This window comes from Clostridia bacterium, assembly GCA_017394805.1.
GTDB lineage: Bacteria > Bacillota > Clostridia > Christensenellales > CAG-1252 > RUG14300.
In genome coordinates, this window is sequence record JAFPXC010000005.1 from 54,757 (window position 1) to 67,273 (window position 12,517).

Here is a 12,517-nt window from a genome sequence, read left to right on the forward strand (position 1 = left end):
TAATTATACCTTATACGAAGAATTGTTTAAAAGTTGATCCATTATGTTTGCTCTATCAGCATCGACTTTGTTAAATGGCAAAAAGAAAATATAGAATGACATTCCTTCTAGTTGCGCTTTCTTAATCTCAGTGTTTAATTTTTGTGTGATTTGGGGAATTAGTGCTCGAATAGCTTCAACATTCTTTTTGCGAGTTTGTATTGTGTCATCACATGGATTAACCTCTTGATTATATCCAATAAAAATACCGGCAGCTGTTTCTTTAATCACATTGTTTATATAATCAGATGTAAGATTAGGCACTATTTGCTCTATTATATATTCTGCTTCTTTCTCCGAGATGGTTTCTTTAAAGATTTCCGTGGATACAAGTGAAAAATCATAATCTCTATTTTTTAAAGAGATTTGCAAAGATTTAAAGGCATTTGTAATCGCGTCATTAACATCCCCTATAAGTTTAGATTCGCACAGAATGATTTGATTGTGTTGTCCATTTTCAGTTTGAAATGAAAAGAAATGAACAGCATCTGAATTATAATTGTATTGATTTCTCGTTCCTTTTAATTCCATTTTGGATAACAATTTAGGAGCACCTAATACTGTTTCTAAAAACATATATAGCAAAATCTCGCCCAATTCTCCGCCGGCACCCGTACCAGCATTCTGAATTTCATGGAAACGAGAAATGGCTTTTGAAATAGCCATTTCGGGATCTTTGTCAAACTCTTTGCGAGATAAAGCATACCTACCCAAGTTTCTTTTTAATATCTCAAACATTCTATAGTAACAATAGTTATTGTTTTCGATGTCTAGCATGAAAAATTTTAATTCTCGATTATTGCCAACACAAAGAGTTTCATTATGTTCAATTTCTAAGAATACCTTGTCAAATTCGGTTTTATCAGTCTTAACTGTTTGATTTAACATACAAAACTATTCCTTCTAAATGCAGTTAGTAATCGATACTGTTTTCATCGAGCAAAAAGTCGTAAATGCTCATAGTTACGATGCCGTTTTCGTCGCGCTTGCGCTTAATATCGTCCTTGACGATGATTATTTTTTTGAAGAAGTCCTTTATTTTTATCAAAGATTTCTTTTCTTGTTCTTGCTTTTCTTCGGCGTCCATCGCAAACGCTGACTGAATATAAAATTTGTTGTTGCCGCGATTAGCGATAAAGTCTACTTCATAATAGTTGCGAACGACTTTGCCTTCTTCGTTGCGCTTGGCGACTTCTACGATCCCAACGTCTACGGAGAAACCACGCTTGATGAGTTCAAGGTAGATAATATTTTCCATAATGTGGTTTTCTTCTTGTTGGCGGAATCCGAGCGCGGCGTTACGCAAGCCGAGGTCGGTAAAATAGTATTTCGATGGGGTAGATAGGTATTTCTTACCTTTTACGTCGTATCGCTTTGCCTTGTCAACAAGGAAAGCGTCCTCTAAATATGATAGGAAGTTGGAAACTGTTTTATCCGCAATAGGCAAATTGGCTACGCTCTTGAAAGTGTTGGACAATTTCAATGGGTTGGTAAGTGAACCGATACTTGATGCCAAAATTTCTACGACAGCATTAATCTGTTCTTCGTTTTGAACGTGGTTCCGATCAATAATATCGTTGAGATAAACGTTTTTCAGTTGTCCTTTGAGATAATTCATCTTTGCTTCTTCGCTTTTTTGCAAAAGGACAAGGGGAAGACCGCCATAGGTATAATAATCCTTCCAGCCGTTGGATACACTTCCATCATATACAGACATAAACTCCGAGAATGAAAGCGGTAGAATTCTAACCTCGTCCCCGCGTCCGCGGAACTCGGTCACGATATCGGTAGATAAAAACTTCGAATTGCTACCGGTGACGTAAATATCTACGTTGGGCCGTTTCAACAATCCGTTCAGAACGCCAACGAAATTGTCCGCGAGTTGGACCTCATCAAGTAAAATGTAGTAAAGGTCATTGTCAACAATCAAGCTTTTGATGTGACGGCTTAATGCTTTTGGCAAGAGTAGATCTTCATTTTCATCATCGTCGAGAGAAATCTTGATGATGTGACTATCAGCAATCCCTTTTCCTTTTAAGTAATCATAAAAAAGATTATTAAGAAGATAGGATTTACCGCAACGTCGAATTCCGGTAATAATTTTGACTAATCCGTTTTGTTCTCTGTCAATCAGCCTTTTGAGATATATATCTCGTTTGATGCTTTCCATTTCATCCTCCATTGCGGATAATTGCAACATTTTACATTTATCATATCCATTATACAATAGACTTAATAATAAGTCAAGACACATTTACGAAAAAATGCAACTGTTGCAATTAAATGAAATATAGAGATTTCGGTGTTTTATTGTTAAATGTGTTCGATTAACGGATTTACTATATTGATAAATTGTGTTATAATAGAAGTAAATGCGGAGGTTTAGATAATGGAAGAGGATAATGTAAAAGATAAGATTAACGATAAACACCTTGAATTTTTACAAGCAAATATTACAAGGATGAATCAATGCTCGTTCCAAATGAAAGGATGGGCTATTGCGATTGTATCAGCGCTGATCGCCATTTATGTTTCTACCGTCTCAGAGGATACAGGCAATAAACTGTTTATTTGGATTAGCATCGCACCGACAGTGTTGTTTTGGGTTCTTGATGCGTTCTACCTTTCTAGAGAATATAAGTTTATTGGGATTTATAATGATGTTGCGGGAATAACGCCAGTGGCTGAACAAAAGAACTTAAAAGAATTTGAAATGGCATTAAATCGTTATAAGGGATGGAAATATTCATTTTTCCGCGCTTTTTTAGCATCTGTTTCGACTATCTGTTTTTATGGATTAATAATTATTGGACTCATTTTACTTGGGGCTTTGTTATGAAAGTATTTATAAGCTATCATAGATTAGATTCAAATTATCGGCATAAAGTCGAGAGCATTCTTATCGAGCAAGGAATAGATTATTATGCAGTGCCGGAGGATGCGGATTTTAATGGGAAGACTGCAGAGAGTATAAAGAGTTTTATTTGCAATAAACTCAAAAGATGTGATGTGTTATTATGCTTAATAGGAAAAGAAACATATAGTAGACCACACGTTGATAGAGAGATACACACGGCATTAAAAGGAAACCCGGGAAATAGACTGGGAATCATAGGCGTTATATTACCTACGAGAAATGAACCTCTTAATTCTATTGATCTAAACACATTTCCAACCAAACTATGGGATAACAAAGATTATGTGGTTTGGACAGCATGGGACAGATTAAAAAAGGATATAATAGACCTAATACAAAAAGCCGTATCAAACTCACAAAACAAATATATACAAACGAATCACGCTAATCCTTGTATGCCCTTAAAAAGTAAAAAATACTATGATAATTAAAGGGAGATAAATCCATGTATTCAAGATTTAATTTTAAGCCAACGGATTATTTTTTTAACAGTAAACTAAATAGCCATCTCTCAAAAGGGAGTGCAATATTTGAAAAACACCAACAAGAAGTACAAGACAGTTTAGCTAATTATATATCAGAAGATGGCGTAATTAATGGAACAGCTCTAAAAAACGATTGGTTTTCAATATCTAAAAAAGACATATTTATTTCCCATTCTCATAGAGACATTAATCGAGTTAAAGCTTTTGCTGGCTGGCTGCACGAAGTATTCGGGTTAACGGCTTTTATTGACTCTTGCTGTTGGGGGTATTGCGACGAATTATTAAAAAAATAGACAACAAGTATTGTTATAATCTAAGGACTAAGACTTATGACTATAATCTGCGCAATTATACGACCAGTCATGTACATATGATGCTATCGAGCGCATTAACAGAAATGATTGACAAAACGGAATGCATTATTTTTTTTAATACGCCAAACTCAATCAATATGAAAAATGAACTTGATAAAATAGGAAGTAAGAAAAAAGAAGAAACGGAATCACCATGGATTTATCATGAATTATTTGTAACTTCAATAATAGAACAAAAAGGGCGTCAACAACGAATTCTTGCTGAAAGTATAAGAAATACTTTTACTGATAGTAGCCTGCAAATTAGCCATGACGTAGAAAAATACTTAAAAAAATTAACACCTTTAACCGAAGATAACTTAATAGAATGGGAGCGTACGTGGAACACACAGAAGAAAACCGGGGTGCAAACGCATGCGCTAGATTTACTCTATCAGATTATTTCAAAAAAAGAATAATTCGTGGTTTTGTGAGAATAATACTATGGAAATTGCACTTTTGAGAAGTCAACGAATACGGATTTGGAGATAATTCCAAGTCTTTTTTGTTTGTGTTGCGTACCGTAATTGACAAAAAAGATATAGAAATGATAAAATAAACGACATAAAAACATGTGAGAATGAGTATGGAACAAAGAGAAATTCGTCCTGTCAGCAAGAAAGAGGCACAGACTTTTGCAATGACGGTACTTGAAAATACATATAGCGCAACAGTCATGAATATCAAATACGTCGGCGGTGGTTCGTTCGGTTTCGTATATAAAGTTGAAATCGACAAAGAGCCGTTTACTATTATTATGAAGGCGTGCAGGACAGAGGGTATCTGCGTGCGTGAAGCAAATGAACTCACCTTGCTCGGATCGGATAGCCTTGCCAGAATTCCCAAAGTGTATTTTACTTTTCTTGCATCACCTGAAATACCGATTGATTTTATAGGTATGGAATTTGTTGAAGGCACAAATTGTTTTACGGATTTTGCGAAACTGCTTAATTCAAAAAAGGCAAAAGCTCATTTTGCGGATGATATTACTACGATCATTCATCATTGGCACGAGCGGACAAACGATAAATTCGGTTTGATCGGGAATGCTGTTTATGATGAGTGGCTTGATTTTTATCAGCCGTTTGCTCTTGAAATCTTGGACTGTGCAAGGGATTTATCGAATAACGGTAAACTTGAAAAGAAGGTCATTGATACCATGGAACGAGCGTGGTCCGCTTTTGATTATATCTTTAGTGATAAGGTAGAAACGGCAAGTCTAATTCACGGCGATATGAACGTGATGAACATTATGAGCGATAAGCACCTGAATTCACTTGCTATCATTGATCCGCTCGAAAGCAAATGGGCGGATAAAGAATACGAGTTGTTTCAACTTCGCAATTTGACGGGTGATAGATTCGGTTTATACGCTACCTACAAAGCAAAGTATCCCGTATCTGATAAATGCGATATAAAGACTGCTTTTTATGCTCTCTATCACGAGGTTTATGCTTATATTATTTCGGGAGTAAAAGTTAATTTTATTCTTATGCCGCTTGTTAAAAGAATGAATAAGGAGTTGGATAAATGCAATCTTTAAGTGGAAAGGTTATAAGCACTCTGCTTTGCGCTATCTTTCATTCTCCGCTTATAAATAATTCCGAATTATCCAATAAAGCCGGCAAGAAAACAAAAAAGTATCGATCACACTATAAGCCCGCAAAGGAATTCGATTATTCTATTTGCGAACTAAATGGTGTTAATCATGAAATCCTTGAAGCAAAACGGAAAGGCAACGACAAAGTTGTATTACTGTTGCACGGTGGAAGTTACAAGGTACGGTTGATTGATATGTATCGCCGTCTTTCTGAAAAGATAAGCAGAACGCTTGATTATTGTACGGTTTACGATCTTGACTACAGAACCTTTCCGGAATACAAGTATCCGGCACAGATCGAAGATACGGTTGCACTGTTTCAGAAAATGCTACGGAAGGGAATAAAAGCAGAGGATATTGTTATTATCGGCGATAGCGCGGGAGCCAATCTTGCGCTTGCTTCAACACTTTATATGCGTGATAACGGAATGAAATTGCCCGCTGCCGTTATTTGCTTTTCTTTATGGGGAGATGCTACCAATTCAGGGAAGTCTATTGTAGAGAATTGCTATCGTGATCCGTTTGGCGGAATTGCAAGGCGGAAAAAGCCGGAAGAGAATTGGGAATATTTACACCGTATATCCGCTTTCGCCAAAGACCTTGACAGAAACAGTCCTTATGTATCACCGAGTTTTGCTGATTTTACAGGTTTTCCTCCGGTAACTTTAATATGCGGCGAAGCGGAGATGGATAGGAGTGCCAACGAACTTGCCTACGAAAACATGAGAAAAGTCGGCGTAGATGTTGAACTTCATATGTTTGACGGAATGTTCCACGATTTCCAGTTAATTTCGTTTTTTCCCGAAACCAAAAGATCATTTGGGATAATGAAGGATAGAATTAAACAATTGTAAGCGTTAAAGGAATTTATATTTCCCACGTCGAATAAATAAAACGAACAACTAAAATCGGGTTTCCCGATTGTTCGGCGCGCCGCCGGCGACGCCATTCGGAAAAGCGTTTTGGTGTTTTTCCCTTTACCTGCTCTATGGAAATCGGCAAAAAACACCGAAAAAAGTGTTAGGGTGTACGCAAAAACGAACACCTTAACCTTTACAAATACGCTCAAAAGCTGTATAATGAGTGTACAAACTGAATATGGGCGGCAGGTAAAATACCATTGCCTGTTGCTGACGTTCGTTAAGCGATTAGAATTGGCAGAAGCCGTATTGACTTAAACCGCATAAAAACCCAAGAGCGGGCGGAGAGAACAGTACGAAACCGTGAACCTTTAGACTTCGGGCGAACAGATAGACCTTATTTTTGTGTTGCAGAAACACATGTAGAGTTTTGTCTGTTCGCCCTTTGTTTTTAACGGCGCATATTCGTTTGAATACAACCACACAAGGAGGAATGCCTATGAATGCAAGAGATCGACCTATGAATTGACAGCCACGGACGGGAGAGAAACTTCGTTTAGAATTTTGGGAATCCGTAAGGAAATGGAGGCTTGAGGAAAGCAGGTAAAGGGATTTCCCAAAATCAATAATTTTCGTCAATCCGACTCGTGGACAAGTGGGAAACCCACATTCCCTTTTTCGGCAAGTAATTGCCAAAGATTACAGGCCCATATCTCTCTGCGCGGAGAAATATTCGTCGTATATATACGAGAAAGAGTTTGACACGCCCTCGTTAATGGAGTAGAATATGGACAGTCGTATCAATACGATTATGATATTCACCAAAGGAGATGAAAGAGATGACGAAACCGAGAGCGGAAAAAGATAAGAGATATGAGGATAGACACAAGGAAGAACGGAAAGCCAAGTGCATGGTTTGGGGAACGAGCGTTAACAGAAAAGAAGCGGAAGAGATAAACGCTTTCCTCGAAGAGTACGGTTATTCGAAAGTCCAACTGATCCGGGCGGGATATCAAGCGTTAATGGACGAAGCCGCCGAGAAAGATTTGGGATTAGCGGACAAATAGGGCTCCCGCAAAACTTTTTTCAAAAGATTTGTGGGAAGAGGAGCAACCGACCGAAAAGTCTTGCCCTTTCCGATGTTACTGAAAGGGCTGACAAAAGGGCGAGTTGTGACGAGGATGAATACGATGATTTCTTCAGCGGAGAAATTGAAGAGTTCGAAAAGCGGAAGAATCAGGATAAATAACGTCTTCAAGGATGAAGAACATACACAGCTAACGTAGGGAAAAGGATTACTCGGAAGAAGCATTGGCGTAATGGACTCCCTTAGATTCCTTGTGAGAGTGAGGGCAAAAAATACATCGGATTCCCTCACCGTCCAAAAGGAATGAATAATAAAACACCAAGTAAAGAACGTTGTCACCGTGGATTTAACAAGCGGTGCGATCGACAAAACTCCTTGCGACTTGTCGCGGGAACAAATCAACAAAAGCGCAAACATATAGGCAAACGTATTGATAGACTTTGTTAAAAACGGCGGAAGCCTTCAATATCTTACGCCAAAGAACGTATTCGGGAGGAAAGGCAATGAATTGAGCAGTCATTTATGCAAGATTCAGTTCGCACAGTCAAACGAAACAATCCATCGAAGGACAACTCCGCGAGTGCTATGAATATGCCAAACGGCAAAACATTATGATCGTCGGCGAATATATAGACAGAGCCTTGACGGGAACGACGGACAAGCGTCCAAATTTCTTAAAGATGATCGAAGACAGCAAGAAAAAGAACTTTGACTTCGTTCTCGTGTATCAATTGGATCGTTTCGCTCGCAACCGATATGACAGCGCAAACTACAAAGCAAAACTCAAAAAGAACGGCGTGCGTGTTCTCTCCGCAAAAGAGAATATCAGCAACGACGCAAGCGGTATCTTGATTGAGGGCGTACTGGAAAGTATGGCGGAGTATTACTCCGCCGAGCTTTCCCAAAAGGTCAAACGTGGTATTCGTGAGAGCCTGACCAAAGGATATTTCATCGGCGGTTACGGACTCTTCGGTTATGACGTCGTGGACAAAAGATGGGTGATAAACTCCTTTGAAGCGGACGTCGTGCGAGACGTGTTCAATCGGTACAGAAACGGCGAAAAACTGAACGACATCATCAAGAGGCTCAATCGTGACGGTATCAAGACGAAAGCGGGTTCGGCGTTCAATATGAACAGCGTTGCTCGTATGATCCGTAACGAGAAGTATATCGGTATCGTTCGCTCCAACGGCAATGTCTATATCAACGTCGTTCCCGCCATCGTGGACGAAAGACTATTCCGAGAGTGTAACGAAATGATGGACGAACACAAGCACAAACGGCGTGAGTGTAAGGCGGAGAATCCGTATATATTGAGCGGTAAACTGTTCTGCGGCTACTGTGGCAGCATGATGACGGCGGAAGCCGGCACGAGCAAAACAGGCAAAGTCCATCGCTATTACAAGTGTTTCAATCGCAAGAAGAATCATTCTGCCTGTGGTAAGAAAAACTACAAGCAAAAGGACTTGGAAGACCTCGTGTTCGACACGACGGTGGACTATATCTTGAAACCGAAATTCATCGACCGAATCGCGCAGATCGTGGTGGAACGCTTTAACACAGAAATAACAAAACCGGCGAACCTCGCCAACCTTGAAAACGAGCTAAAATCCAAAGAAAAAGCGATAAACGGCTTGCTCACCGCAATGGAACAAGGCGTCGTCACGAAAACGACCAAAGATAGAATGCTCGCATTGGAAGCGCAAAAGGAAGAGTTGGAAAGCAAGATCGCTTTAGAAAAGTCAAGACAAACCGAGCCGTTATCTTATGAAAAGGTACGCGCTTTTTTGAACTATTTCGCACGGAAAAAGTACGAAAGCGACGAAGCGAAAAACGAATTCTTCAATTCGTTCATCAATCGTGTGATTTTGTACGACGACAGAGTGCTTATCTTCTACAACACCGATCCGAACGGTCCGACGACCATCGACACGACCGAAAACAAAACCATTTGCGATCAATTCAACCAAAACAACGCAAAAGAAAACTCGCTTGAACCTTCGGGGTTCAAACGAGTTTCACTTGGCGGAAGCGAAGGGAGTTTGTACGAACACAAAGTTTTATTATCGGCAGTCTTTTTTAAGGACTGCCTTTTTACTTGGATTATGCTTTCGGGCGAGATTTTATACTTCGTATAATCGTCGCAGAAATTGTATGTTATCGTTACGCTGTCGTTGTCTAAAATGACTTCACGGACAAAGGTTTTCACTATCAACTTGCGGACGGACATTTCCTGTATATCCCCACAAATAACGGCGTTCAGATAACTTTCGATTTTATCGGCGGTCAGGAACGTATAACTCCTTTGCCGTTCTTGCTCGATATCGAAATCAAGTCCTGCTATCTTCGCTTCAAGTTCTTTTAAGCGGATTTTCGTTTGCTCGGTGATGATACCCTGTTCGATAGCGGCGATCAGATTTTGCGACGCTTTCAAGGCGTTTTGCCTTTGTGTTTCAAGGCTCTTTATGTTCGTGTTCTTCTTGCTCTCTGCTTCGTGTAACCGTGTAAGCGTTTCGGCTATATATCTGACGACGCCTTTATCCGCAAGTAGCGACCACGTTGTATTTATGACCGTATCTTCAAGCCATTGTTTCTCAACGGCTTTCAGTTTGCAAGGGTGCTGCTTCCGGCGTTTCGCAAGGCAGGAATAATAGTAGTAGATATTGCCCGATTTGCTCGTTCCGCTTTCGCCGACCATTAGACGTTTGCAATCACCGCAGACGAGTTTTCCCGATAGAATAAAATCGAAGATTTCCTTCTTTCTGCCCGGCGCGTGTTGGTTCTCACGGTGGATATCCTGAACTTTTTGCCATAATACGTCGTCGATAATTGCCGGATAGATATTGTCGTAAACAACATTGCCGTGCTTTATCTTGCCGTTGTATTTGGTGTTCGCAAGGATTTTATATATCTTCTTGTCGGTGATATAGATACCTTTCTTCGTTCGGATGCCCCGCGCTTTCAAGTCTTGTGCCAAAGCGACCGCCGTATATCCCTGCGAATACTTCGTAAAGATTTCACGGACGATTTCTCCTTCTTCGGGGTTGATAACGTTCTTTTTGTCAACGACGTCGTATCCGTATATAATAGGTCCACCCGTGTATTGTCCTTTCCTGTAACTTTCGTTCAAGCCACGGTGTACCTTTTGGGAAAGTTCCGCCGAGTAGTATTGATTCATACCTTCGAGCAGACTTTCAAGGATAATTCCTTCGGGGCTGTCGGGTATATTCTCCATTGCGGACAATAACTTGACGCCGTTTTCTTTCAAAGTGTGTTTGTGGATAGTCGTTTCATACTTATCACGGGAAAAACGGTCTAACTTGTAAACAAGTACGATTTCCCATTGACGCTTTGCGCTGTCTCTGAGCATACGCTGAAAGTCCGGGCGCATATCGTTTGTACCCGTCATTGCTCTGTCTATGTAAGTATCCACAACGAGGATATTATTGTTTTTCGCATACTCTTTGCAAACGCGAAGTTGTCCTTCAATAGACTGTTCGGTCTGACTATCGCTGGAATAGCGGGCGTAGATAACTGCTTTCTTCATAACTCATTCAACTCCTTTAATTATTTTTTTGTCTTTCGACGGAAAACCGATCAATCCGATTCCGGCGAACACTGCAAGGAAAAGTAAAAAATATTGGGAGATGTCTTGTTTCTTGAAAGTTCTCACTATATTTTTTACCCTTGCGGTGGCTCGGTCATTGTTTTGTCCGTTGACTGTTTCAAGACCGAAATCGGATAGGCTTTCCAACGAGAAAGAAAAAAACGTCTTGTTTCTTTCTTGTCCACAAGGTTACGAGTTAAAGTCGCAAGATATTTGCGAGTTAGAGAAAAAAAGTGAAAAAATATTTTTGAAGTCGAAAGAAACTTGCGAGTTTGACTTATAGACTGTCTTCAAAAAACAGGAGGCAGTCTTATGGAAAACGATAAAAAAGAAAACAAAGAAAAAGAGCGTGAAGTTTACGCTATCGGTCGTCCGAGTTTAGAAAAACTATCAAAGGACGAGCAGAAGGCGTTTTTTCTCACGCTTTTACGTTGTGTCGTTGATTATTATAAGGATAAAGGTGATATTCCCAAATAAAAGCAATAATCTTACCTATATAAAGCATATAAGTTTGACTTTTCTCGCAAAATGACCTATAATAAAGGTGCCAAATCTTGGATTATGTGTAAGCATAATCTTTCACGTCAACTCACTTCTTTGAAGTGACACTAAATATTTATCCTTATTTATGGGAACTATATGTGTGGTAGAACTATACCTTCTATCGCGTTTACAACAGTTCCTTAAATACGGATTTATTCGTGTCACTTTGGAGTATGATGTGAACAAGGTTTGGCGACTTATGCGATAACGGTATATTCTGCATTTGCCGTTCTCGTATGAGGGCGGCATCTTATTTTTTATGGGTATCATTGCCGCAAAATAACCTTTGGGACGGTGATATGGATAAAAAGACGGCGTTTATCGGTCATAGAAAAGTGTATTATTCGGACAAGGTCAAGGAACGACTTGAAGCCGCTATTGCCGAGCAAATCAAAAACGGGTGCAAAAGTTTTATAATGGGAACGCACGGCGAGTTCGATTCGTTGGCGCTATCTTGTTGCAGGAAAGCGCGAGATACCTATCCCGATATTGAGATAGACGTAGTTTTGACAAGTTATCATACGGTCGAGAAGAAAGACGAATTTGATTACGTTCCGTATCAGGACGTCAACACTTTTATGTATGACATTGAAGACGAGCATTTCAAGCGGCAGATCATCGTCAGCAATCGGAAGATGATAGACGACTGCGATACGCTCATTTGCTACGTTGATAAAAAGCAGAATCCGAGCGGCGCGAAAACGGCTATGAATTACGCAAAGCGTAAAGGGATAAAAATCATAAATCTTTTCCGTGAAGAAGACGATCCAACTTTTGGTATGACTTCCGAGCAAAAGTCAGCGTATTGGGATAATTTTTTTGCTAAATATAGAGAACCAAAACAATAGAGAAAGCCATTTATCGGCGTTGATTTGTGAAATTTGCCGAATTTGCTTAAAAGCAAGTGAAAAGCTTGATATTTTTCAAATATTATGATATAATATTTTAGAATTTACATTTAAGGAGTTGACAAGTCCGATGAAGTTTGCGACAATCTTGACAGACAGACAGACAGACAGACAGACA

Annotated in this window: 12 protein-coding genes and 1 pseudogene; 10 read left to right on the forward strand and 3 right to left on the reverse strand. The window is 39.5% G+C overall.

Going from position 1 to position 12,517, the window contains the following annotated elements:
• Positions 1 to 3 precede the first annotated feature (3 nt).
• Both II896_01230 and II896_01235 read right to left on the reverse strand, forming a co-directional pair.
• On the reverse strand, positions 4 to 927 hold the full coding sequence (locus II896_01230; GenBank protein ID MBQ4443268.1) for a DUF1837 domain-containing protein: 924 nt from the start codon (positions 925 to 927) through the stop codon (positions 4 to 6).
• 25 nt (positions 928 to 952) lie between these two features.
• A complete protein-coding gene (locus II896_01235; protein ID MBQ4443269.1) occupies positions 953 to 2,209 on the reverse strand; it encodes an ATP-binding protein in 1,257 nt (418 codons plus the stop codon).
• A gap of 219 nt (positions 2,210 to 2,428) precedes the next feature.
• Here II896_01235 and II896_01240 point away from each other — a divergent pair, with 219 nt between their 5' ends.
• The 8 genes and pseudogenes from II896_01240 to II896_01275 all read left to right on the forward strand — a co-directional run bounded on the left by II896_01240 (position 2,429) and on the right by II896_01275 (position 8,282).
• Positions 2,429 to 2,878 (forward strand): hypothetical protein, encoded by a 450-nt coding sequence (locus tag II896_01240; GenBank protein MBQ4443270.1) that lies wholly within the window; start codon positions 2,429 to 2,431, stop codon positions 2,876 to 2,878.
• Positions 2,875 to 3,387: a TIR domain-containing protein gene (locus II896_01245; protein MBQ4443271.1), complete on the forward strand. Its 513-nt coding sequence runs from the start codon at positions 2,875 to 2,877 to the stop codon at positions 3,385 to 3,387. The genes II896_01240 and II896_01245 overlap by 4 nt, the downstream gene beginning before the upstream one ends.
• A 14-nt stretch (positions 3,388 to 3,401) precedes the next feature.
• A complete protein-coding gene (locus tag II896_01250) occupies positions 3,402 to 3,734 on the forward strand; it encodes a hypothetical protein (GenBank protein ID MBQ4443272.1) in 333 nt (110 codons plus the stop codon).
• 158 nt (positions 3,735 to 3,892) lie between these two features.
• Positions 3,893 to 4,213 carry a hypothetical protein gene (locus II896_01255; protein MBQ4443273.1) on the forward strand — a complete coding sequence of 107 codons (321 nt, stop codon included), beginning with the start codon at positions 3,893 to 3,895 and terminating at the stop codon, positions 4,211 to 4,213.
• Between the two features lie 167 nt (positions 4,214 to 4,380).
• On the forward strand, positions 4,381 to 5,337 hold the full coding sequence (locus tag II896_01260; GenBank protein MBQ4443274.1) for a fructosamine kinase family protein: 957 nt from the start codon (positions 4,381 to 4,383) through the stop codon (positions 5,335 to 5,337).
• On the forward strand, positions 5,325 to 6,248 hold the full coding sequence (locus II896_01265) for an alpha/beta hydrolase fold domain-containing protein (GenBank protein MBQ4443275.1): 924 nt from the start codon (positions 5,325 to 5,327) through the stop codon (positions 6,246 to 6,248). The genes II896_01260 and II896_01265 overlap by 13 nt, the downstream gene beginning before the upstream one ends.
• An 845-nt stretch (positions 6,249 to 7,093) precedes the next feature.
• On the forward strand, positions 7,094 to 7,321 hold the full coding sequence (locus II896_01270) for a hypothetical protein (protein ID MBQ4443276.1): 228 nt from the start codon (positions 7,094 to 7,096) through the stop codon (positions 7,319 to 7,321).
• A gap of 538 nt (positions 7,322 to 7,859) precedes the next feature.
• Positions 7,860 to 8,282, forward strand: a pseudogene (locus II896_01275) (recombinase family protein).
• A 1,016-nt stretch (positions 8,283 to 9,298) separates the two neighbouring features.
• Here the strand turns inward: II896_01275 and II896_01280 are convergent.
• Complete coding sequence (locus II896_01280) at positions 9,299 to 10,888, reverse strand: recombinase family protein (protein MBQ4443277.1); 1,590 nt, start codon at positions 10,886 to 10,888, stop codon at positions 9,299 to 9,301.
• A gap of 372 nt (positions 10,889 to 11,260) precedes the next feature.
• Between II896_01280 and II896_01285 the strand changes: the two genes are divergently transcribed.
• Together II896_01285 and II896_01290 are read left to right on the forward strand one after the other, a co-directional pair.
• On the forward strand, positions 11,261 to 11,425 hold the full coding sequence (locus II896_01285) for a hypothetical protein (protein ID MBQ4443278.1): 165 nt from the start codon (positions 11,261 to 11,263) through the stop codon (positions 11,423 to 11,425).
• A 365-nt stretch (positions 11,426 to 11,790) separates the two neighbouring features.
• Positions 11,791 to 12,339 (forward strand): hypothetical protein, encoded by a 549-nt coding sequence (locus II896_01290; GenBank protein ID MBQ4443279.1) that lies wholly within the window; start codon positions 11,791 to 11,793, stop codon positions 12,337 to 12,339.
• Positions 12,340 to 12,517: the final 178 nt, after the last annotated feature.

Coding starts and splice junctions, on each gene's coding strand:
- II896_01240 (MBQ4443270.1), top strand. CDS start 2,429: ATGGAAGAGGATAATGTAAAAGATAAGATTAACGATAAACACCTTGAA.
- II896_01285 (MBQ4443278.1), top strand. CDS start 11,261: ATGGAAAACGATAAAAAAGAAAACAAAGAAAAAGAGCGTGAAGTTTAC.
- II896_01290 (MBQ4443279.1), top strand. CDS start 11,791: ATGGATAAAAAGACGGCGTTTATCGGTCATAGAAAAGTGTATTATTCG.
- II896_01235 (MBQ4443269.1), bottom strand. CDS start 2,209: ATGGAAAGCATCAAACGAGATATATATCTCAAAAGGCTGATTGACAGA.
- II896_01260 (MBQ4443274.1), top strand. CDS start 4,381: ATGGAACAAAGAGAAATTCGTCCTGTCAGCAAGAAAGAGGCACAGACT.
- II896_01270 (MBQ4443276.1), top strand. CDS start 7,094: ATGACGAAACCGAGAGCGGAAAAAGATAAGAGATATGAGGATAGACAC.
- II896_01265 (MBQ4443275.1), top strand. CDS start 5,325: ATGCAATCTTTAAGTGGAAAGGTTATAAGCACTCTGCTTTGCGCTATC.
- II896_01280 (MBQ4443277.1), bottom strand. CDS start 10,888: ATGAAGAAAGCAGTTATCTACGCCCGCTATTCCAGCGATAGTCAGACC.
- II896_01230 (MBQ4443268.1), bottom strand. CDS start 927: ATGTTAAATCAAACAGTTAAGACTGATAAAACCGAATTTGACAAGGTA.
- II896_01245 (MBQ4443271.1), top strand. CDS start 2,875: ATGAAAGTATTTATAAGCTATCATAGATTAGATTCAAATTATCGGCAT.
- II896_01250 (MBQ4443272.1), top strand. CDS start 3,402: ATGTATTCAAGATTTAATTTTAAGCCAACGGATTATTTTTTTAACAGT.
- II896_01255 (MBQ4443273.1), top strand. CDS start 3,893: ATGAAAAATGAACTTGATAAAATAGGAAGTAAGAAAAAAGAAGAAACG.